The sequence below is a fragment of the Microbacterium pumilum genome (assembly GCF_039530225.1).
GTDB classification, from domain to species: Bacteria; Actinomycetota; Actinomycetes; order Actinomycetales; family Microbacteriaceae; genus Microbacterium; species Microbacterium pumilum.
In genome coordinates, this window is the sequence record NZ_BAAAOH010000001.1 from 319,566 (window position 1) to 340,692 (window position 21,127).

A 21,127-nucleotide genomic window follows, 5' to 3' on the forward strand; every position below is an offset into this window, starting at 1 on the left:
CAGACGGCGGACAAGACTCGTCGACATCAGCTCGGAAGGAGCACATGATGAACGCACTGATCGTGTACGAGTCCATGTTCGGCAACACCCGCAGCATCGCCGAGGCAATCGCCGAAGCGCTGGAGTCCGCAGGCACCAGCACCACCCTTGCACCGGCGGCGGCGGCCCCGTCCGACCTCAGCGACTTCTCGCTCATCGTCGTCGGGGCGCCCACCCACGCGCACGGCCTGCCGCGGCCGGAATCACGGGTCGACGCCGCCGAGTGGGCAGCGGATCCTGCGGCGGACCTGGTGCTCGAGCCCACCGCCGGCGACTCCGGCGTGAGGGAGTGGCTCGACGGCATCAAGCTGGCCGGGAGCCCTCGGTTCGCCGTCTTCTCGACACGGGCGGCGATCCCGCGCATCTTCGCGGGCGACGCCGGTACGGCCATCGCCAAGCGACTCCGGCGGCACGGCGCGCACGTCGATGCCCACGAGGCGTTCCTCGTCGACCTGCACAACCACCTCGTCGACGATGAGGTGGCGCGCGCACGCGAGTGGGCCGCCGGCCTGGTCCCCGTCCCGACCTCCTAGCGCAAAGGACACGCAGTGGACGTCTCTTTCCCGGGTACGCGAGCCACCGGAGCGCAACATCGACACCGCGCCACGACGGCGCGGTCGACTCGCGTCGGGCTGCTCATCCTCGAGGGGCTCGTCGCCGTCACCGCCGTCGCGGGCGGAGTCGCCCTCATCCTCGGATCGCTCAGGCCAGAGCTCGCGACGGTGCTGAATCCTCCCGCCGACTATCTCGCAGGCACCCCGTTCTCGAGCTACCTCGTGCCGGGTCTGATCCTCGCCGTCGTCGTCGGCGGTGTCCACGCGCTGGCATTCGTGCTCGCCCTGCGGCAGAGTGAGTGGATTCTCATGGGTGCTGGGGTTGCCGGCACTGCGCTGCTCATCTGGGTGTTCGTGCAGATGGTCTTCATCCCCTTCAGCTTCCTTCAAGTGCTGTACTTCGGGTTCGGTCTGGCTGAGGTGGCGGTCGTCATGCTCGCCTTGGGCATCCTGCGAGTCGCTCCACCCGTGCGACCGCACTGAGCGAGCTGACACTGCGATGGGACCGTCAGTGCTGCGTGCGCCCCGCGCCGCGGATGCGTCCACACCGTTCGCCGTAAGCCTTCGCCGAACGTCCTGGCCTCGCGCATCATGACCGGCGACGCACGCGAAAGGGCCGGAGTGGATGCCGACGGCGCCCTTGCCGCCAAGTCCGAACAGCCTGCCGGCTCACCGCAGCCGCTCAGGGCGTCGAACACGATCGGTCGCATCGGCACGACGTGGGCGTGGGCGACATCACTGATCCGGCGGTTCCCCTGGGTGGCGGGCACGATCGCCGTGGCAGCGGTGGCGGGCGCGGTCGCCGTCACTCCCTGGGGGGCGACGGGCGAGGTGCTGCTCATCGCCTACGTCGTCATGATGGCGGGACGTTCCGCCTGGGCGATGGTGCGCGAATTGCGCAACGGCACCTTCGGAGTGGACGTCATCGCGGTGACCGCGATCGTCGCGGCGGTGCTCGTCGGGGAAGTCTGGGCGGCGCTGGTGATCGTGCTGATGCTCACCACCGGGCAGGCGCTCGAAGAGTACGCAGCCCATCGCGCACAGCGCGATCTCTCCCTCCTGCTTGCGCGCAACCCGCAGACCGCGCATCTCGTGCAACCCGACGGGACCATGCGGGACGTCGACGTCAGCGCTGTCGTACCGGGCGAACACGTCCTCGTTCGTGCCAACGAAGTCGTGCCCGTCGACGGAGCGCTCGTCGATGAGGCCGGCCTCTTCGACGAGTCGTCGCTGACCGGTGAGAGCCTGCCCGTGGAGAAGATCGCAGGCGACGCCGTGCTGAGCGGCAGCATCAACGGCTCGGACGCCGTGGTGCTCGAAGCCACCCGCGCGGCGAAGGACAGTCAGTACCAGCAGATCGTTGCGCTGGTCGAAAGCGCAGCGGCGAGCAAGGCGCCCATAGTGCGCCTCGCCGATCGATTCGCGCTGCCGTTCGCACTCGCCGCTTACGGGATCGCCGGCCTCGCGTGGTGGCTGTCGGGAGACCCGGCCCGTTTCGCAGAGGTGCTGGTCGTGGCGACACCCTGTCCGCTCATCATCGCCGCGCCGGTGGCGTTCATGGCCGGGATGAGCCGGGCCGCTCGAGACGGAATCATCATCCGCAGCAGCGCGACCCTTGAAAAGCTGCATCGTGTCCGCGCGATCGCGTTCGACAAGACGGGAACACTCACGCGTGGAGAGCCGGCGCTCGTCGGCGTCCACGGTCACGGTGGAATCGGCTCGGACACGCTCCTCCAGCTCGTCGCCTCCGTCGAGTCGAACTCGACCCACACGCTGGCGAGGGCGGCTGTCCGAGGTGCCAGCGAGCGCGGCATCGCTCTCGACGAGTCCGACGACGCGACGGAGGTTGCCGGGAGCGGCATGGTCGCGCGGGTGAGCGGGCATGTCGTCGCCGTGGGCAAACGCACGTACATCGCGCAGCTCACCGGTCGGGAGACAGAACGGGCATCGCTGCTGCGCGGCGAGATGGCGGTTTACGCTGCGATCGACGGCGCCTTCGCCGGCGTCCTCGTGTTCCGAGACGAAGTGCGGCCCAATGCCGCCGCGACGCTCGCGGGTCTGCGTCGGCACGGTGTCGCGTCCATGACGATGCTCACCGGCGACGACCGCGCGACCGCTGAACATGTCGCGGAGGCGGTGGGGATCGAGGACGTGCATGCGAACTGCCTGCCGATCGACAAGGTCGAGTTCATCTCGCGATCGATCACGCACCCGATCGCAATGGTCGGAGACGGCATCAACGACGCACCCGTGCTCGCGGCCGCCGACATCGGGATCGCGATGGGCGCACGGGGCGCGACCGCGGCGAGCGAGGCAGCCGACATCGTGATCCTCCCCGACGACATCGCCCGCGTTGCGCATGCGGTCACCATCGGTCGCAGCACTGTCGACATCGCGTTGCAGGCCATTTGGATCGGCATCGGGCTCAGCGTGGTGCTCATGATCCTGGCCGCGTTCGGTCTGGTTCCGGCGATCGTGGGCGCTTGGCTGCAGGAGGCGATCGACGTGATCGCGATCCTCTGGGCGCTGCGCGCAAGCCGGAGTCGATGAGCGGATGCGGGAGACGGATCCAAGTGTGCACACGCGAGGGCATCGCAACGAGGTGACCGTGCCGAAGAACAGACCGCGCGAGAGCCTGCGCAGCGACGACGAGGCGCAGCCGACAGACGCCTATCTGCTCAGCGAGGACGGGGCGCTCGCGCGATTCGCCACTCGCCGTGACGGCCTCACCACCGAGGAGGTCGACCGGCACCGCGCGACCTACGGCGACAATGTGATCGTCCAGGTGCACAGCGCGCCTCTCGTGCTGCGGTACCTTCGCCAGTTCAAGGACTGGATGATCGTCCTGCTTCTGGTCTGTGCGGCGATCACCGCCTACCTCGGCGACGCGCTGACGTCGGGCGTGCTGGTGTTGCTCGTGCTGATCAACACGTCGATCGGATTCCTGCAGGAGTATCGGTCCGGCAAGACCATGGACGCGTTGCAGCATCTGTCCCTCTCGCTCACTCAGGTCATGCGCGACGGCCGGCTCACGGAACTGGATTCGACGGAGCTGGTCGTCGGGGATGTCGTCCGCCTCACCGAAGGCGCAGCGGTGCCGGCCGACATCCGCTTGATCGAGACGAGCGCCTTCTCGACCAACGAGTTCGCGCTCACCGGCGAAAGCGACCCCACCAAGAAGTACTCCCACGCCATCGTGACCGAAGTGATCGTCGCAGAGCGGCACAACACCGCGCACGCGGGCACGACGGTGGCGACGGGTGAGGCGATGGGCGTCGTGGTTGCGACGGGCACCGCAACTGAATTGGGTCGCATCGCACAGCTCGCCGATTCCGCACCGCCGACAACGAGTCCGCTGCAACGCGAGATGGGGCACATCGGCAGAATCATCACGTACGCGGCCATCGTCCTCGCACTCGTACTTCTCGTTCTGGCCGTATGGGCCGACCTGCCGTTGCACGCGGCGGTGCTCTTCGCCATCGGGTTCGCCAGCGCGGTGATACCGCAGGGCCTTCCCGCAGAGGTCAACACCGCCCTGGCGCAGGCTGCGGCCGCCCTCGCCAAGCGCAAAGCCCTGGTCAAGCGCCTCAGCGCCGTCGAGACACTGGGCTCCACGCAGGTGATCTGCACCGACAAGACCGGCACACTCACGAAGAATGAGATGACCGTCACCCAACTCGTCATGGGCGGCCGGAACTATGTCGTGCGCGGCACCGGCTATGAGCCCACCGGTGAGATCGACCGGATGCCCTCGGGCTCGGCCGTCGACAGGACAGGTGACCTCGAGCGCCTCCGCCGATTTCTGCGCGTCGGTGCGCTCGCCAGCAACGCCCGCCTTCTTCCCCCTGACGAGAGTCATCCCGGCTGGCACATTCTGGGAGACCCCACCGAGGGCGCGCTCCTGACGGTCGCCGCGAAGTGCGGCGTCGATCTGACGCGGGAGCGGACAGACGAGAGCAAAGTGCGGGAGTTCCCCTTCGACTCAGCCCGAAAACTCATGACCACGATCCGAGAGCGAGCCGACGGGACGTTGACTGCCTACGTGAAGGGCGCGCCGGAGTCGGTCGTCGCGAAGGCACGTCGCATCGACGACGACGGGGTGGTGCGTCCGATCACGGACGCGGACCGTGCGGCGTTCCTCGGGGTTCACCTTGCCAGGTCCGATCTCGGACTGCGCAACCTCGCCTACGCCGCGCGTGCCGCGTCGGCCGAGGATGTGGCCGCCACCGATCCGAACACGGTCGAGAGGGATCTGGTCCTTCTCGGTCTGGTGTCGATGGTCGATCCGATTCGAGACGAAGTGCCGGACGCGATGCGCCGAGCGCTGGGTGCACGAGTAAAGGTCAACATCATCACGGGCGACTTCTCACGCACGGCCGAAGTGATCGCACGGCAGGCAGGGCTGGATGACGACAACGGACTCACGGTCGTCACCGAGGCGGAGCTGCGCGCCATGAGCGACGACGACGTCGTTGCTCATGCACTGGCCGGCGGCACCGTGTTCAGCCGTGTCGATCCGACCGACAAGACGCGCATCGTCGACCTCGTCAAGCGAGCCGGCATGGTCGTCGCGGTCACGGGCGACGGCATCAACGACGCGCCCGCGCTCCGGCACGCCGACATCGGCGTGGCGATGGGCGTTTCGGGTACCGACGTCGCAAAGGAGGCAGCGGAGATCGTCCTGCTCGACGACAGCTTCTCGACACTGGTGCGCGCCGTCGAACAGGGCCGCGTGATCTACGCGAACATCAGCAAGGGCGTGGTCAGCTGCCTGACGTCCAACGCCGCCGAGCTCGTCGTGAACATCGCGAGTCTGATTCTCGCGACCTTCGCCGGACTGCCACTCGCCATCAACGTGATGCAGATTCTCGCGATCGACCTGCTCGGCGAGCTGCTGCCCATCGCCGCCCTCGGCAGAGACCCGGAAGAGGGCCGCGTGATGAGACAGGCACCGCGCGACCCGAAATCACGCATCGTCAACGTCCGCAGCATCCGCGACCTGCTCTATGCCGGCGCGATCATCGGGGTGCTGGCTATCGCCAACTTCCTGCTGCTCTTCGATCGTTCGGGCTCCGACCCTTTCGCAGGGCCGGTCGACCCCGCGCTGATCGCACAGGCGACGACGATCACGTACGTCACGGTGCTGGTCTGCCAGTTGTTCAACATCACCCAGCGCCGGAGCGCGCGGGGGCTGTTCACCCGCTATATCTTCACCAATCCGACATACTGGCTCGCGTGCGCGGTGGGCGTGACGATCATGCTCGTCATCGTCTACGTCCCCGTGGTGCAGGCGATGTTCAAGACCGCTCCCCTCGGACCCCTCGACTGGGCGTTCGTGCTCTTGGCTGCGGTCATCTTCGTCGCGTTCCGCGAGATCGGCCGCCTCACCCGCAACAGCGCCCGACGCGTCGCATCGCGCCCACGGTCAGGCGAACCAGCGGGACTTTCGACTCTGTGACGCCACTACCTGCAGTGATGGCATGGGAGCGGGGCCAGCCACAACGAAAGGACACCAATCATGGACAACAGTGCGAACCAGCGTCCGATCGTCGTCGGCGTCGACGGGTCGCGCTCGTCGATCGATGCGCTGCGCAAGGCCGCCGAGCTCGCAGACGTCTTCAACGCGCCGATCGAAGCCATCACCGCCTGGCAGTTCCCCATCACCTACGATCAGACGCTGCCGACGGGGATCTGGTCTCCCGAGGGCGAGGCTGCCGACACGCTCTCCCGCGCGATCCATGAGGCCTTCCCCTCGGGTAAGCCGGAGAATCTCACGACGCAGATCGCCGCCGGTCCCCCCGCGGCTGTGCTCATCAAGAAGAGCGAGACCGCGTCGATGCTGGTGCTCGGCAGTCGCGGCCGGGGCGGCTTCGCGGGATTGCTGCTGGGATCTGTGAGCACCGCCTGTACGCAGCATGCTCACTGCCCGGTGCTGGTCATGCATTCGATGAAGTCGCAGGAAGACGCCTCCGACACCGAACGCCTCGATTCGGAGCTCACTCCCACCGCGTGACCGCCGATCTCCCCGGTCCTCGCTTGGGCGGCGGACCTGCCTCCGGCGTCGGGCGGTCACGCCGCCAGAGCGACTGCGATGAAGACGAAGATGACGATGTCGCTGAGGAAGTGGATCCACCACGCCCAGAACAGGCCACGCGTCTCCAGCATCGCCTTGCCGAGGATCCACCCCATGCAGATCGACAGAACGCCGCCCAGCAATCCTCCCGGGGTGCCGAAGTAGTGGGCGACGCCGAAGAGGACTGCTGACTGCCACAGCGCATGGCTGCTCCCCACCGCGGGCTCGAGAGTCGCGAGCATCGGCGCCCGGTACGTCATCTCCTCGGTGAAGGCGTTGACGGCGGCGTAGAAGATGATCGACGGGACCATCGGGAGGATGACGGCGAAGTCCGCTGCGGTCGGTCGCACGACGAAGTACTGGACGATGCCGAGCGCGGCGGTGATCCCGAAGCCCCAGATCAGTCCGAAGCGACGCCAGGAGTCGGCGTGGGGAAAGCCGAGCACGGGGACCGGCCGGATCGGAGCGGTCAGCATCCCGAGGCGCAGGAAGAAGTCCTTCGGCTTCAGACCCAGCAGGAGAAGCGCGGCGACCATCAGCAGCGCTGCGAGGAGCTTGACGGTCTGCTCGGCCTGCATGCGCTGATCGAATGCGGTGGCTCCGAACAGCCCTTGAACCCATGGCATGCTGAGGTCCACAGCGGGCATGGCGGCGATCAGGACGAGCAGCAGGCACATCACCACGCTGAATCGCCAGAGCGGGCGCATCCGGCGAGAGACGAGCGTGACGACGAACAGAACTGCGGGGACCGTGATCTGAGCAACCGTCAGCCATGCCGGCGCGGGCCCGATGAGCTCCGTCCAGAAGATGACCGGCACGGTGCTGACGAGCAGGGTCGTCAGCCACGCCGCCCCGATCACCCACGGCGTGGATGCCGGAGCCGGCGTCCACGTGGCCGCGGGCGGAGGAGCGGCCGCGGTGCCGAGGCCGCCCGTGCCATGTCTCATCGCCGCCTCCTCGTCGTCGCGACCGGAAACCAGGGTCCGGCATCCGACCAGCACGACAGAAGGTCGAAGGTCCCGTGCTCTTCGGTGCGACGGGACCTTCGGCCTCACTCCGACGACAGCGAGGAGTTTCACTGGAGCCGGAGCCGTGGTACGGCCAACGACACGAAAGGAGCTGACGTCATGTATGGGACCGGTGACGCAGTCGTCTCAATGCTCGGCGAAGAGGAATGCTGGAACCTGCTGGCGCGCCACGAATTGGGCCGCCTTGCGCTGAGCCCCGATGGGACGCCTGACATCTTCCCGGTGAATTATGTGGTCGACGGTCCGCGAGTGCTGTTCCGCACGGCGCCTGGCTCGAAGCTCGCAGAACTCACCGTCAACCCGCAGGTCGCGTTCGAAGTCGACGAGTACGACGACTCGTTCGCGGCGAGCGTGGTGCTGAAGGGGATCGCCAAGCGTCTGGAGTTGCAGCGCGACATCGACGCCGCCGACACACTCCCGCTCGTCCCGTGGATTCCGACCCTCAAGTACCGCTGGGTGCAGATCACCCCGACCGCGATCACGGGAGTCAGGTTCGAACGCGGTGCGGAGCCCGACCGGTACGCTGCATCTGCGAACGACGCGTGGACGTGACGGGACGGCTCGCCGATCACGCGTACAGGTCCGAGCGATCCTCGATCACTCGGAGCCCGGCCGACTCGTCCTCCACAACCTCGAACAACTGGGCTCGAACGTGCGGCGTCCCCATACCGCGATGCAGCACGAGCATGAGCGCTCCGTCGAACGTGGTGAAGAGCATCCCGTGGCCGGCATTTCCGTCAACGAGCACATCGAGCTGCTCCCAGGGTCCCTCGATCGAACCGCCACGCGAGATCGCCATCGTCTCGACGTACTCCGCCGTGGCTCCGGTGCGTCGGTAGGTCGCCCAGAGCATCAGCAGTCCCCCACCAGCCAGACGTCGCAGCTGCGGACCGTCTGTGACGTACGGCACCGGCGACAGCGCGCTCGGGGTGCGTTCACGAAGGTGCTTGGCCTCCGATCCACGGAAGAGGTGGATGGGACTTCCGACCGACCGGACGAGGCCGGCATCCAGTCGGATCGCCTCGATCGTGCCATCGAACAGCTGCACCCACTCGTGCGCGTAGACCATCCACGGCTGACCTGACCCGTCGACGTACAGGGTTCCGTCGAGCGTCATGAACTCCCGCGGAGCGACCGGTCCGACGTGGTCCAGCAGCTCGAACGGGCCGAGCGGGGAAGACGCGACGCCGATCACCGTGCCCCGCGTGACAGGTGCGTACACCTGTCCATCGCGATGTCGTGCAGACAGCTCTGATGTGCCATCCGATGCCACCGGCAGAGCGCGTGTGGAGTCGTGCAGCGTCGTGAAGAGGTAGAAGCGCCCCTCGAACTCGTGCACCTCGGGCGCCCAGGGCGATTCGGCGGGGTTCGCCCACGTTCCCTCGGGGATGGTGAACACGGTGGTGGGGCCGACCCATTTTCGGAGGTCGGCACTCCGGTACACCGTGACGACCGGAGCATCCGGAGAAGACGTGTAGAGGTAGTACGTCCGATCCGGCCCGTTGGCGAGAATGAACGGATCATGCGCCCAGAAGTCCGCGAGGACGGATGTGTCGGCAAAGGTCACGGGCTACTCCGGGTCGGCGAGAACAGGGGGTTCGATGCAGAGGATCGGGGTCTCCCATCCTCGCTCGCCCATCATCGCCCTGCTGCGGAGCTGGGGGCTGGATGCCGCGCTGAGCCGTCCGATACGCCGGGACTCCAGCCCCGATACCGAACCGAAGGCGGCGAGCGTGGCACCCGCCGCCTTCGGGATGTGCGGCTTCGCTACTTCTTCTTGACGGCTATTTCCTCACCCCGACGACCGAGTTCTTGCGAACCCCGCTCTGCACGCCCGAGACGTCGACCTTCACGGTCGTGGTCCTCTTGGGCGCGGTGAACGACGCGGTGACCGTGCCGTCGATGACGTCCACCGTCTTCGTCTCGCTGCCGAACGAGACGGCGACCTGGCGGTCGCCGTACCAGCCGGAGCCGGAGATGGTGACCTTCTGGCCACCGCGCACCAGCTGGGGGTTGCTGATCTTCGCCTTCCTGCTCAGCGCTCGCGTATCGGGGTTCAGCCCGAGCACTTCCGACAGGGTGAAGAACGTGTCGGTCTGGTCCGTGAGCCCGACGATGTTGGCCGCGCCAGGGCCGAATCCGGCGATCCGCACCTGGGTTCCGGTGTGCTGCTGCGATCCACCGGCGGCGGCCGTTCCGTAGGAGATCTTCATGACGGTTCCGTCCGCGGTGGTCACTGCGGTGGACAGCGAGGTCGGCGGTGTGACGTCGACGATCTGGCTGGAGTGCCCGTGGTCGGCCGTCACGAGGACAAGGGTGTTGCCATCCGCCGCCGCGAACTCGAGCGCCGCCTGCACCGCCTCATCGAGGTCGATCGTCTCGCCGATCTGCCCGCAGGCATCCGCCGCATGGTCGCGCTTGTCGATGCTCGCACCCTCGACCTGCAGGAAGAATCCCTTGCCGCTCTTTGCGGAACTGAGCAGGTCGATCGCCTTCGTGGTGAGCGCGGCGAGTGAGAGGGACGAGTCCAGCCGCTCAGGATTCTCGGCACAGGTGACCGGCGTGTCCGCCCCGCCGATCGCGGCTGTCGTCGAGAGGTAGCGGGTGGGGAAATTGCCCGGTGTGAACAGACCGAGCACCGGTCGGGTCTGCGAGGCCTTCGTAACGCCGGCCAGCCCTGCCGCATCGGTCACGACCTGGTAGCCGCGCGACTGGGCCTGCGCAAGAAGGGTCTGGCCATCCCACGGACCGGCTTTCGCGGTCTGCTGGAAGCTCGCCAGACCGCCGCCGAGCACGACATCCGCGCGCGTGCCGAGGAGCTGCTCCGAGATGGAGCCGAGTCCTCCGCTGGCCAGCGCATCGGCACCGCACGTCGTGCTGTCGGGCCCGTAGCAGGAGCGGGCGGCGACGTGGGCGACCTGCACTGCCGGGGTGGCATCCTGAATCTCGGCCGTCGAGACATCCCCGGTGCGGTACCCGTTGGCTTTCGCGATCTCGAGAATGGTGGGGAGCGCTTGACCGTCGATGTCGACCGAGATCGCGTTGTCGTAGGTCTTCGAGCCGGTCGCCCACGCGGTGCCGGTGGCCGCCGAATCCGGGACATAGTCGGGCTTGCCCTTGTCGGCGCCATCCTTGTACACCGAGTACGTGGTGTACGAGCCGGTCAGCGGCAGCGCGTCGATGCCGGGCAGCTCGCCGGCCGCGCCGTACGCGTAGTTGCGCGCGATCGTGATCTCGGAATCGCCCATCCCATCCCCGATGAGAAGGATGACGTTCTTGGCCTTGGCGTCCTCGATCGCCGTGCGGACGGCCTGAGTGTTGTCGCCGGGCTCGCGCTGCCATTGCCCGGCAGCAGAGACGGCAACGGCAGCGGCGGATCCGGCCAGGCTCGCGGCGACGATCGCGGCGCCCGTCGCGATCGCGATCGTGCGCAGCCGCGGCTTGGTGTGAACGGGTTGCATGAGGGACATCCCTGCTTTCGTCGGAGTGGTGTGAACCCCTTCAGCAGACTCCGCCCTGGCAACATCTGCGTGAACGCCGAGGGAAGAATGGGCGACATGCGGATCGCGAATCGACCGCATCCTGAGGCAGTCGTTCGTGATCCGCTCCTGTTGCACCTGTACCCTTTCCCCGCAGGGAGCGAGCACATCTCGTGCGCTTCGGGACTGCTGATCGGAAGGTCCACGATGACGAAGACCAAGAAGGCGACACGGGCAGCCCAAGCGGCTCTGGAGGCAGCTGCGGAAGCCGCGAAGGATGCCAAGCGGCTGAGCAAGACGCTTCCGAAGAAGGACGCGAAGAAGCTGCGGTCGCTGGCAGACGAGACGAAAGACGCATCACGGGTTTCCAAGAAGCGCGTGGCGCGGAATCCCAGGAAGGTGGAGAAGAAGGCGGTCGCCGCCATCGCCCGGGTCGAGAAGGCTGCAGACAAGGCCGAAGCCAAGCTCGCGGCAGCGAAGGCGGCGGCGATCAAGAAGCAGAAGGATGCCGCGAAGAAGCATACGAAGATGGCCGCGAAGAAGCGCCGGACCACCGCGGGGACGACCGGGAGCAACGCCGCAGCCGAGCCGACCCCCGCTGGAGCGAAGGACACGACGGTCGACTCGTCGGAATCGGCGGCGGTGCTTCCGCTCGATGACACCGTCGTCGAGCCGCCGCTGAACGACACCCCCGCGCCCGAGCCGGCCCACACCGCGGCTGCCCCGGAGACCCCGTCGGAGGACCTCTCGTCGCTCACCGTGGTGCAGCTGCGGGATCGCGCACGAGCTGCCGGGCATACCGGATTCTCCCGCTTCACCAAGGCGCAGCTGATCGCGCTGCTCTCATCCTGAGGACGTCGATGCAGGATCATCTCGATCGGTCGTCTGCGGCCCCCGCGCCTCGCACGCTGATCGACATCCTGCGCGAGACGGGTGCCCGCTACCCGGAGGCGTCCGCCTTGGAGGATGCGGACGGGGCACTCAGCTACGCCGAGCTCGTCGCGCACGCGGGGCGTACGGCGGCGCGGCTCAACGCTCACGGAGTGCGGCGAGGCGACCGGGTCGGCGTGCGGATGGCATCCGGGAGCCGTGACCTCTACATGGCGATCCTCGGGATCATGATGGCCGGGGCCGCGTACGTTCCGGTGGATGCCGACGATCCGCCCGAGCGCGCCGAGCTGGTGTTCGGCGAGGCGGGGGTGAAGGGGGTGATCACCGGCGCCGGGGTCTTCGAGCCCACCGATCCTGCGATCGCGCCGTCCGCCGCGGCCGACCTGTTCGTCGGAGCTGCGCCGCATCCGAGTTCCCGCGTGCTCCTCACTGTTCCCGCGCCCACCGTCGACGACGATGCGTGGATCATCTTCACCTCGGGGTCCACGGGCGTCCCGAAGGGCGTCGCGGTGAGCCATCGGTCGGCTGCCGCGTTCGTGGATGCCGAGGCGCGCCTGTTCCTCCAGTCCGCGCCCCTCGCGCCCGGCGACCGCGTTCTCGCCGGCCTCTCGGTCGCGTTCGACGCGTCGTGCGAGGAGATGTGGCTCGCGTGGCGGCACGGTGCGTGTCTCGTACCCGCGCCGCGAGCGCTGGTGAGATCCGGTGAAGACCTCGGCCCGTGGCTGGTCGGACACGGCATCACCGTGGTCTCCACGGTGCCGACCCTCGCGGCGCTCTGGCCCCAGGATGCGATCGAGAATGTGCGGCTGCTCATCTTCGGCGGCGAGGCGTGTCCGCCGGAGTTGGTGGCGCGTCTGGTCGGCGAGGGCCGGGAGCTGTGGAACACGTACGGACCCACCGAGGCCACCGTGGTGGCCTGTGCCGCCCTGCTCGACGGGGAGGGTCCGGTCCGGATCGGGCTGCCGCTGCAGGGCTGGGCGCTCGCGGTCGTCGACGCCGAGGGAGCCCCGGTCGCAGAGGGTGACGTCGGGGAGCTCATCATCGGCGGAGTCGGGCTTGCGAGATACCTCGACCCGGCGAAAGACGCCGAGAAGTACGCGCCCATGCCCGCTCTCGGCTGGGACCGTGCCTACCGCTCCGGCGACCTGGTCCGCCTCGATCGGGCGGGTCTGCTGTTCCAGGGCCGCGCCGACGACCAGGTCAAGGTCGGCGGGCGGCGGATCGAACTGGGCGAGGTGGAAGCCGCCCTGCAATCCCTGTCTGCGGTGTCCGCGGCCACCGTCGTGGTGCAGCGCTCCGAAGGCGGGGTGCCGCTTCTCGTCGGATACGTCGTGCCGGCCGAGGGGTTCGACCGGCAGACCGCCCGCGCGGAACTCGCGCAGACCCTGCCTGCGCCGCTGATACCCCTGCTGGCATCGGTCGACGACCTGCCGGTGCGCACCTCCGGCAAGGTCGACAAGGCGGCGCTGCCGTGGCCGCTGCCCGATACGGATGCCGCGGACTCGCCGCTCTCGGGGACCGCAGGGTGGCTGGCGGAGCAATGGCTCGCGGTCCTCGGCATCCGTCCCGGCGCCGACGACGCCGACTTCTTCCAGCTCGGCGGAGGGTCGCTCGCAGCCGCACAGCTGGTCTCCCGCATCCGTGCTCGCGCGCCGGAGTTCACCATGGCCGACGTCTATGATCTGCCGCGCCTGCGTCAGATGGCGGACGCGGTCGAGTCGGAGTCGGCGGACCCCGCCGGTGTGCCGAACACGTTCAGCGTGCCGAGGCCGACGCCCCGCGTCATGCAGTGGGTGCAGACCGCCGCCGGTGTGCCCCTGTTCATCCTCGCGGGTGTGCGGTGGACATTCTGGCTGCTCACCGCGAGCTGGATCCTCCATCTGCTGCCCGGATTCGACTTCCTGCCCGCGGCGCCGCTCTGGCTGATCGTCAGCGGGCTCGTCCTCTTCGTCACACCGTTCGGAAGAATGGCCACCTCAGCGGTCGCCGCCCGACTGCTCCTGAGCGGGGTGAGACCGGGCGACTATCCCCGTGGCGGAGGCGTGCACCTCAGACTGTGGCTGGCCGAGCAGGTCGCCCACCAGGTCGACCCGGTGGGGCTGGCCGGGGCGCCCTGGGTCAGCTACTACGCGCGAGCGCTCGGCGCGAAACTCGGGACGAACGTGGACCTGCACTCGCTCCCGCCGGTCACGGGAATGCTCGAGATCGCGGACGGAGCCGCGATCGAACCCGAAGTAGACCTGTCGGGGTACTGGATCGACGGGGATACCGTCCGGATCGGCGGGATCGCCATCGGGGCCGGTGCCACGATCGGGACCCGCAGCACACTCGCGCCCGGCACTCGGATCGGCCGCAACGCCGAGATCGCACCGGGATCCGCCGTGTTCGGCCGCGTGCGTGCCGGGCAGCGATGGGCGGGCTCCCCCGCAGTCCGTGTCGGTGGCACCTCCAGTCCTCTCGCGCCCGAGCGTCCCCCTGCCCCGAAGCGCTGGCTGTGGGCGTATGGGACGTCGTCGGCCGTGCTCGGCCTGCTCCCGTTTCTCGCATTCGCGGTCGGCGGTGCGCTGCTGGCCGCCGCAGTCCAAGGGGCGACATCGATCGCCGCCGCCATCCCCGGAGTGATCGCCTGGCTCGTTCCCGCGACCCTGGCTGCCGGCATCGTGTTCGCCGCCGCTGTCGTCATCCTGGTGCGGCTGCTGTCGATCGGGCTCGTCGAAGGAGTTCATGCGGTGCGCAGCAGGGTCGCCTGGCAGGCATGGACGATCGAGCGCCTGCTGGACTCCGCCCGCACCTTCCTGTTCCCGTTGTACTCCAGCCTGTTCACGCCGGTCTGGCTGCGGATGCTGGGCGCACAGGTCGGGCGGGATGTCGAAGCGTCGACCGTCCTCCTCATCCCGTCGCTCACCACGATCGACGACGGCGCGTTCCTGGCCGACGACACGATGGTCGCCACGTACGAGCTCAAGGGCGGCTACATGCGCCTGGATCATGCCCGCATCGGCAAACGGGCGTTCCTCGGCAACTCGGGCATGGCCGGGGCCGGCCACCGGGTTCCTCGCGACGGGCTCGTCGCCGTGCTCTCCGTCGCACCCGAGAAGTCCAAGCCCGGGTCGTCCTGGCTCGGATCTCCCGCCGTCCGACTCCGCCGAGTCGTGAACGACGCCGATCTGGAGCGGACCTACCGACCGCGACGGAGCTTGCGGGTCGCGCGAGCGCTCTGGGAGCTGTGCCGCATCATCCCGGTGATCGTCTCGTCGGCGATCGCACTCGCCGTTCTGCTCACGCTGGCGTGGTTGACCGAAACGTGGGGCCTCGCCATCGCGATCCTCGCATCCGGGATCGTCCTGCTGCTCGCCGGTGCCGTCGCGGCGACGATCACCACGATCGCGAAATGGCTGTTCGTCGGACCGATCCGCGCCGGCGAACACCCGCTGTGGTCAAGCTTCGTGTGGCGCACGGAGGTGTCTGACGCGTTCACCGAGATGGTCGCCGCACCATGGTTCGCCAACGCCGCCGCCGGCACTCCGGCGCTCGCCATCTGGCTGCGCTCGCTCGGAGCAAGGGTCGGCCGGGGTGTCTGGACCGACAGCTATTGGCTTCCCGAACCCGACCTCGTGACCCTCGGCGATGGCGCGACGGTCAACCGCGGATGTGTGGTTCAGACGCATCTGTTCCATGATCGGGTGATGAGCATCGACACGGTCACCATCGAGGCGGGTGCGACGCTCGGTCCGCACAGCGTGATCCTGCCCGCTGCGAACATCGGCGCGAACGCCACCGTCGGTCCCGCATCCCTGGTCATGCGCGGCGAGACCGTCCCGATCGGCACGCGGTGGAGCGGCAACCCGATCGGGCCCTGGCGAGCGGTGAAGGTGCGGGCATACCAGTCCGCAGACTCATGAGCGGTGATCCGTACACGCCGCAGAGCGGCGACCCGGGCATCCGCGTCGACCATTACGACCTCGCACTGGATTACAAGGTCACAACCAACCGGTTGAACGCCACGGCGGTCATTCACGGTCACGTGACGACCGGGACGAAGAACCTCTCGTTCGACCTGGTGGGTCTCCGCGCCACGAAGATCACGGCGGCCGGTGCCCGTATCGCGAACCATCGCCAGAGCGACCGAAAGCTGCGCATCACCCTTTCGTCCCCGCTCGCCGCCGGTGCCGGGTTCGAGCTCACCGTGGCGTACTCGGGGGCTCCGCGACCTCGCCGCTCCCGCTGGGGGACGATCGGCTGGGAAGAACTCGAAGACGGCGCGCTGATCGCATCTCAGCCCACCGGAGCGCCCACGTGGTTTCCCTGCAACGACGTGCCTTCCGACAAGGCGACGTACCGGCTGATGATCACGACAGACCAGGCCTACACCGTCGTCGCGAGCGGGCGCCGCACCGGGCGCACGACGCGAGGCGGAAAGGCCACGTGGACCTTCGATCAGGATGTGCCGACGACGACGTACCTGATGACCGTGCATGTCGGCCGCTACCTGGAGGAGACGATCTCGCTCGGGCGTTCCACCGGGCGGCTGTTCTATCCCGCTCCACTCACCACGAGAGTGCGAGCCGACTTCGCCGACCTGCCGAGGATGGTCGCCGTGTTCGAGGAGCTGTTCGGGCCGTATCCGCTCGACGAGTACGCCGTCGTCGTCACCGCCGACGACCTCGAGATCCCCCTCGAGGCACAGGGAATCGGCACGTTCGGCGCAAACCACATCGACGGTGCGGGCGGGCTGGAACGCCTGGTCGCGCACGAGCTCGCTCATCAGTGGTTCGGAAACAGCGTGGGCGTCGCGAAGTGGCAGGACATCTGGCTCAACGAGGGTTTCGCCTGCTACTCCGAGTGGCTCTGGTCGGAGCACTCCGGTGGACCGACGGCACACCAGAAGGCCGTGTCGCACCACGCCCGTCTCGCGTCGCTGCCGCAGGACCTCGTCATCAGCGACCCCGGCGCCGACCTGATGTTCGACGACCGGGTGTACAAGCGCGGCGCGCTGACCCTGCACAGTCTCCGTCTGACGCTCGGCGACGAGGTCTTCTTCAGCGTTCTGCGCGAGTGGACGCGGACGTACCGCGCCGCCACGGCATCCACAGCCGACTTCGTGGCCCTCGCCGAAGAGGTGTCGCAGGTGCCCCTCGCGAATCTGATCCACGCCTGGTTGGATGTCCCACGCCTGCCCCGCCTCCCTATGACGGGGCGCGGCGGTGTTGTCCCGCCCACGAAGCCGCTCGCGCCGGAGCAATCGCTGCGCTGAGGATGAAACCGCGCGGACCGGCAATGACCGCGGCATCGATCACGTCACCTCGGCCCGGGATTCGCACGGCTCTCGACTCAGGTGACTCGCCGGTGCCTGCGTCACCGATGCGTACTGCTGCGGGGTCGATCGTGAGCCCACGACCATCGGCCTTGACCGCTGCTTCCAGCAGGGTCCAGCCCTCGATGTCGGGCGGTTCTGCGGGAGCGAACAGGGGTTCGAGGTCGTGCAGCCGACGATGACGACCCGCGACCGGCTCCGGTTCGATGTCCACGCCCACCGCTGATGCGTCCGCCGTCCTGACAGCGGCCACAGCGACCACTCTTCCGGCGTAGCTGACGCTCACTGCCACGGGAGCACGAGTCAGTCGTGGCCTTCCATGGGATGCCCCGCATCGCTCGCAGATCGTCGTCAGTGTCAGGTCCGCCGCGTCTGCGAGTTCGGGGACCAGTTCCGCGAGCAGCCACCTCCCGGTGACGAACCGCCGCGCGTGGATATCGCTCAGTGCCCGGTAGCGGTCGAGCTGCTCCTCGCCGAGGGGTGACAGCACCTCCATCGGCTGAAGGTCCAACGCCGATGCATCGGTCCATGCGACGAGGGCCGGGCCGAACACACCTCTCCCGACGTTGCGGCTCATTCACTCATTCTCCTGCGATTCGTTCTGCTGGGCCGGACCGCGACCACTCCAGAAGAAGTCGGTTTCGCGCTCGCCTTCGCCGGTAGTGTGAGCCGCAACGCTTTCGCCCCGGAGATCCACTCATGACCCACGAACCACCCGACGCGGATACGACGATCACCGAGATCGTCGAACGACTAGGCGTCAGATTCCCCGCCTACCCGACGTCCACCATCCGCGATGTCGTGACGGAGTCGTACAACGAGCTGAACGATGCGCACGTCCGCGATTTCGTGGAGGTGCTCGTCGAGAAGCAGGCGAAGAAGCGCCTGAAGCACCTCGACGCCTGATCGAGTTGCCCGCGTGCGCGGTCGTCGTGTGACTGACCCGGAACTCGCCGACGCGGCAGCGCCGACGCACTCGACACGACGCTGAGATAGACTGCCGTCTATGGATTCGGTACTGGATGCACCGGCACTGGCGGTGCTCGGCGATCCCACCCGAGCCCGCATCATCCAGCTGATCCGGGATGCCGAGGACGGCCGCGCGCTCGTCGGCCGCCTGGCAGATCAGCTCGGACTCCGGCAGCCCACGGTCAGCCACCACATGGCCGTGTTGCACGCCGAGGGCATTGTGATCCGCGAGCCGGAAGGGCGCCGAGTCTGGTATTCGATCAGCCCGGACGAGGACGACCGCGTGACCGCCCTGCTCGGCGTCCCGCCGGCCACCGCTGAGGAGCCCGCCTGGAACCGAGTGGTCGACGATCTCGCGGCCCGGTACCGAGGAGTCTTCAATCGGGAGACGGTCGCACGGTACCTCACCGACTCCCGCGAGCTGCTGGCCGCCCGGGGGCCCGCGCCGCTGCTCGGTTCCCGCGCCGCGGCATTCACGGCAGCTCGTCTCGATGACCTCGACCGCGCCCAGCGCCGTGCGGGGGCGCCGACAGTGCTGTTCGTCTGTGTCCAGAACGCCGGCCGCTCCCAACTGGCCGCAGGGATCCTCCGCCAGCTCGCCGGGGACAAGGTGGTCGTCCGCACGGCCGGCTCCGCACCCGCAGCCGAGGTCCGGTCCGCGATCGTCACCGCGCTGGATGAGATCGGCGTCACCCTCGGCGGAGAGTTTCCGAAACCGCTCACCGAGGAGGCGGTGAAGGCAGCGGACGTTGTGGTCACGATGGGCTGCGGCGACGCCTGCCCCGTCTATCCAGGCCGCCGCTATCTCGACTGGGACCTCGACGACCCCGTCGGCAAACCCCTCAGCACGATCCGGGCGATCCGTGACGACATCGACCAGCGCGTCCGCACTCTCCTTCCCGAACTGATCTCAACCGACGTTCCCTAACCTATAGACAGTGGTCTATGCTTTCTGGTGAGAGAAGCGAGATCCTGTGATGAGCCAGAAGCCCACTGTCCTGTTCGTCTGCGTCCACAACGCGGGCCGATCGCAGATGGCCGCCGGCTACCTGCAGTCGTTTGCCGCCGATCGGATCGAGGTGCTGTCGGCCGGGTCCGAGCCGAAGGACCGGATCAACCCTGTCGCCGTGAGCGCGATGGCCGAGGAGGGGATCGACATCGCGGGGAACACTCCGCGGCTGCTGACGGTCGACGCTGTGCGCGAGTCGGACGTGGTGATCACGATGGGCTGCGGCGACGCCTGCCCGATCTTCCCCGGGAAACGCTATGAGGACTGGCAGCTGGACGACCCCGCGGGTCAAGACGCAGACACGGTCCGCCGCATCCGTGACGAGATCCGCTCACGCGTCCAGGCCCTCGTCGCGCAGCTGCTTCCTGACACGACCCCGGATCTGACGGCCCCCAGAACGTGACCGACCTCGACAGCGCACCCCCGACGCTCTGGCGCTCGGCTCTGGCGGAGCTGCTCGGCACCGGACTGCTGGTCACCGTCGTGATCGGCTCCGGCATCGCCGCGCAGCGCCTCTCGACCGACACCGGGCTTCAGCTGCTCGAGAACGCGATCGCCACCGCGCTGGGTCTCGGGGTGCTCATCCTGCTGCTCTCCCCGGTCTCGGGTGCGCACTTCAATCCTGTCGTCTCCCTCGCCGACGCTCTCCTCGGCCGCCGCGCCGGCGGCGGACCACGCGGCCGGGCGCTCGGCGTCTATCTGCCCGCCCAGGTGGTCGGCGGGATCGGCGGCGCGGTGCTCGCCAACGCCATGTTCGCCACCCCGACCGCGATCTCCACCACCCACCGTGCAACCCCTGCGACCTTCCTCGCCGAGATCGTCGCGACCGCGGGACTGGTGCTCCTGATCGCAGGACTCACCCGCACCGGCCGGCCCGTCCCCGTCATCGCCGCCGCGGTAGGCGCCTACATCGGTGCCGCCTACTGGTTCACCAGCTCAACGGCGTTCGCCAACCCGGCCGTCACCATCGGCCGCATCTTCACCGACACCTTCGCGGGGATCGCACCCGCATCCGCCCTGTGGTTCCTCGCCGCCCAAGCGGTCGGAGCCGGCATAGCGATCGCGCTGACCGTCCTGCTCTTCCCCAGGGCGCGGCGACTCGCCACCACCCCCGCCGCCCTTCCCACCGGTCGCAGCTCTCGTAGCAGTCGCTGAGTTTCCGAACCTACGCCGGGTGGACACCGCTCTCTGGCCACGACGAACGGCGAAGCAGCTCCCACACGCGAGTCAGCCGTGCCACCATGTCGATCGTCGGATCGTGCAGCCACTCCACCTGCAGTCCGTCCGAAGCCGCCACGATGAGATCCGCAGCTTCCGCGATATCCACCTCCGGGCCCATCTCGCCCTCCTCCTGCGCACGCTCGATCGCCGCAGCGATCAGGCCACGCACCCACGCGTAGCGCTCGACGAAGTAGTCGTGCGCAGGGTGGCCGGCGATGCTCGCTTCCGCGGCGTACTCGGCATAGAGCTGCACGAGTCCTGCCACTTGGGTGTTGTGGCGGATCACCTCCAGGAAGCCCTCGAACCGAGGATTCGGCGCAAAGAACTCGTCGAGGTCATGAAGGTCGCGGGCCCGGAGCACCTCTTGGAAGAGCTCCTCGCGCGAGCCGAAGTGGTGCATGAGGCCGGGCTGGGTGAGCCCGACGCGCTCTGCGATCTCGCGCGTGGTCGCCTTGCGGCAACCGTTCTTCGCCACCACGTCGAGCGCCACGGCGAGGATCTCCTCGCGCTTGGCGAGGCCCTTCGCGTATGCACCGCGACGACCCATCGC

The 21,127-nt window shown here is 68.1% G+C and carries 18 protein-coding genes; 13 read left to right on the forward strand and 5 right to left on the reverse strand.

Going from position 1 to position 21,127, the window contains the following annotated elements; translation table 11 throughout:
* Window positions 1–47: 47 nt before the first annotated feature.
* The 5 genes from ABD188_RS01485 (at window position 48) to ABD188_RS01505 (ending at window position 6,606) form a co-directional block, all read left to right on the forward strand.
* Window positions 48–572 (forward strand): flavodoxin family protein, encoded by a 525-nt coding sequence (locus ABD188_RS01485; protein ID WP_344057841.1) that lies wholly within the window; start codon window positions 48–50, stop codon window positions 570–572.
* Window positions 573–587: 15 nt separating this feature from the next.
* A complete protein-coding gene (locus ABD188_RS01490) occupies window positions 588–1,076 on the forward strand; it encodes a hypothetical protein (protein ID WP_344057843.1) in 489 nt (162 codons plus the stop codon).
* A 108-nt stretch (window positions 1,077–1,184) separates the two neighbouring features.
* Entirely contained in the window at window positions 1,185–3,143 is a 1,959-nt protein-coding gene (locus ABD188_RS01495; RefSeq protein WP_344057845.1) for a heavy metal translocating P-type ATPase, read from the forward strand.
* A 58-nt stretch (window positions 3,144–3,201) separates the two neighbouring features.
* Window positions 3,202–6,051 (forward strand): cation-translocating P-type ATPase, encoded by a 2,850-nt coding sequence (locus tag ABD188_RS01500; RefSeq protein ID WP_344057846.1) that lies wholly within the window; start codon window positions 3,202–3,204, stop codon window positions 6,049–6,051.
* Window positions 6,052–6,111: 60 nt separating this feature from the next.
* The gene (locus ABD188_RS01505; protein WP_344057848.1) at window positions 6,112–6,606 is read left to right on the forward strand and encodes a universal stress protein; all 495 of its coding nucleotides are present in this window, start codon (window positions 6,112–6,114) and stop codon (window positions 6,604–6,606) included.
* A 56-nt stretch (window positions 6,607–6,662) separates the two neighbouring features.
* On the opposite strand, the gene ABD188_RS01510 is transcribed toward ABD188_RS01505, so the two are convergent.
* On the reverse strand, window positions 6,663–7,613 hold the full coding sequence (locus ABD188_RS01510) for a CPBP family intramembrane glutamic endopeptidase (RefSeq protein WP_344057850.1): 951 nt from the start codon (window positions 7,611–7,613) through the stop codon (window positions 6,663–6,665).
* A 180-nt stretch (window positions 7,614–7,793) separates the two neighbouring features.
* Between ABD188_RS01510 and ABD188_RS01515 the strand changes: the two genes are divergently transcribed.
* A complete protein-coding gene (locus ABD188_RS01515) occupies window positions 7,794–8,246 on the forward strand; it encodes a pyridoxamine 5'-phosphate oxidase family protein (RefSeq protein WP_344057852.1) in 453 nt (150 codons plus the stop codon).
* A 16-nt stretch (window positions 8,247–8,262) separates the two neighbouring features.
* On the opposite strand, the gene ABD188_RS01520 is transcribed toward ABD188_RS01515, so the two are convergent.
* Together ABD188_RS01520 and phoA are read right to left on the reverse strand one after the other, a co-directional pair.
* Window positions 8,263–9,261, reverse strand: coding sequence for a glycoside hydrolase family 43 protein (locus ABD188_RS01520; protein WP_344057853.1), 999 nt, complete (start codon window positions 9,259–9,261; stop codon window positions 8,263–8,265).
* A gap of 217 nt (window positions 9,262–9,478) precedes the next feature.
* A complete protein-coding gene (gene phoA / locus ABD188_RS01525; protein ID WP_344057855.1) occupies window positions 9,479–11,155 on the reverse strand; it encodes an alkaline phosphatase in 1,677 nt (558 codons plus the stop codon).
* Window positions 11,156–11,380: 225 nt separating this feature from the next.
* Here phoA and ABD188_RS01530 point away from each other — a divergent pair, with 225 nt between their 5' ends.
* From ABD188_RS01530 to ABD188_RS01540, 3 genes are read left to right on the forward strand one after another with little or no spacing between them, the layout of a single operon-like run.
* Window positions 11,381–12,025 (forward strand): hypothetical protein, encoded by a 645-nt coding sequence (locus tag ABD188_RS01530; RefSeq protein WP_344057857.1) that lies wholly within the window; start codon window positions 11,381–11,383, stop codon window positions 12,023–12,025.
* Between the two features lie 8 nt (window positions 12,026–12,033).
* Complete coding sequence (locus tag ABD188_RS01535; protein WP_344057859.1) at window positions 12,034–15,966, forward strand: Pls/PosA family non-ribosomal peptide synthetase; 3,933 nt, start codon at window positions 12,034–12,036, stop codon at window positions 15,964–15,966.
* On the forward strand, window positions 15,963–17,318 hold the full coding sequence (locus ABD188_RS01540) for a M1 family metallopeptidase (RefSeq protein WP_344057861.1): 1,356 nt from the start codon (window positions 15,963–15,965) through the stop codon (window positions 17,316–17,318). Before ABD188_RS01535 ends, ABD188_RS01540 begins: the two co-directional genes overlap by 4 nt.
* On the opposite strand, the gene ABD188_RS01545 is transcribed toward ABD188_RS01540, so the two are convergent.
* A complete protein-coding gene (locus tag ABD188_RS01545) occupies window positions 17,251–17,955 on the reverse strand; it encodes a 4'-phosphopantetheinyl transferase family protein (RefSeq protein ID WP_344057863.1) in 705 nt (234 codons plus the stop codon). The genes ABD188_RS01540 and ABD188_RS01545 overlap by 68 nt on opposite strands.
* Window positions 17,956–18,077: 122 nt before the next feature.
* Here ABD188_RS01545 and ABD188_RS01550 point away from each other — a divergent pair, with 122 nt between their 5' ends.
* The 4 genes from ABD188_RS01550 (at window position 18,078) to ABD188_RS01565 (ending at window position 20,511) form a co-directional block, all read left to right on the forward strand.
* A complete protein-coding gene (locus ABD188_RS01550; RefSeq protein ID WP_344057865.1) occupies window positions 18,078–18,284 on the forward strand; it encodes a three-helix bundle dimerization domain-containing protein in 207 nt (68 codons plus the stop codon).
* Between the two features lie 100 nt (window positions 18,285–18,384).
* Window positions 18,385–19,275 (forward strand): metalloregulator ArsR/SmtB family transcription factor, encoded by an 891-nt coding sequence (locus tag ABD188_RS01555; RefSeq protein ID WP_344057867.1) that lies wholly within the window; start codon window positions 18,385–18,387, stop codon window positions 19,273–19,275.
* A 49-nt stretch (window positions 19,276–19,324) separates the two neighbouring features.
* Window positions 19,325–19,759, forward strand: coding sequence for an arsenate reductase ArsC (locus ABD188_RS01560; protein ID WP_344057869.1), 435 nt, complete (start codon window positions 19,325–19,327; stop codon window positions 19,757–19,759).
* Entirely contained in the window at window positions 19,756–20,511 is a 756-nt protein-coding gene (locus tag ABD188_RS01565) for an aquaporin (RefSeq protein ID WP_344057871.1), read from the forward strand. Before ABD188_RS01560 ends, ABD188_RS01565 begins: the two co-directional genes overlap by 4 nt.
* A gap of 10 nt (window positions 20,512–20,521) precedes the next feature.
* Here the strand turns inward: ABD188_RS01565 and ABD188_RS01570 are convergent, their stop codons facing one another.
* Window positions 20,522–21,124 (reverse strand): TetR/AcrR family transcriptional regulator, encoded by a 603-nt coding sequence (locus ABD188_RS01570; protein ID WP_344057873.1) that lies wholly within the window; start codon window positions 21,122–21,124, stop codon window positions 20,522–20,524.
* Window positions 21,125–21,127 lie beyond the last annotated feature (3 nt).

Bases quoted from the DNA above. Each gene is read 5' to 3' on its own strand.
- ABD188_RS01515 (WP_344057852.1), top strand. From the start codon at position 7,794: ATGTATGGGACCGGTGACGCAGTCGTCTCAATGCTCGGCGAAGAGGAA.
- ABD188_RS01570 (WP_344057873.1), bottom strand. From the start codon at position 21,124: ATGGGTCGTCGCGGTGCATACGCGAAGGGCCTCGCCAAGCGCGAGGAG.
- ABD188_RS01530 (WP_344057857.1), top strand. From the start codon at position 11,381: ATGACGAAGACCAAGAAGGCGACACGGGCAGCCCAAGCGGCTCTGGAG.
- ABD188_RS01560 (WP_344057869.1), top strand. From the start codon at position 19,325: ATGAGCCAGAAGCCCACTGTCCTGTTCGTCTGCGTCCACAACGCGGGC.
- ABD188_RS01555 (WP_344057867.1), top strand. From the start codon at position 18,385: ATGGATTCGGTACTGGATGCACCGGCACTGGCGGTGCTCGGCGATCCC.
- ABD188_RS01505 (WP_344057848.1), top strand. From the start codon at position 6,112: ATGGACAACAGTGCGAACCAGCGTCCGATCGTCGTCGGCGTCGACGGG.
- ABD188_RS01545 (WP_344057863.1), bottom strand. From the start codon at position 17,955: ATGAGCCGCAACGTCGGGAGAGGTGTGTTCGGCCCGGCCCTCGTCGCA.
- ABD188_RS01495 (WP_344057845.1), top strand. From the start codon at position 1,185: ATGACCGGCGACGCACGCGAAAGGGCCGGAGTGGATGCCGACGGCGCC.
- ABD188_RS01540 (WP_344057861.1), top strand. From the start codon at position 15,963: ATGAGCGGTGATCCGTACACGCCGCAGAGCGGCGACCCGGGCATCCGC.
- ABD188_RS01510 (WP_344057850.1), bottom strand. From the start codon at position 7,613: ATGAGACATGGCACGGGCGGCCTCGGCACCGCGGCCGCTCCTCCGCCC.
- ABD188_RS01535 (WP_344057859.1), top strand. From the start codon at position 12,034: ATGCAGGATCATCTCGATCGGTCGTCTGCGGCCCCCGCGCCTCGCACG.
- ABD188_RS01485 (WP_344057841.1), top strand. From the start codon at position 48: ATGAACGCACTGATCGTGTACGAGTCCATGTTCGGCAACACCCGCAGC.
- ABD188_RS01550 (WP_344057865.1), top strand. From the start codon at position 18,078: ATGACCCACGAACCACCCGACGCGGATACGACGATCACCGAGATCGTC.
- phoA (WP_344057855.1), bottom strand. From the start codon at position 11,155: ATGCAACCCGTTCACACCAAGCCGCGGCTGCGCACGATCGCGATCGCG.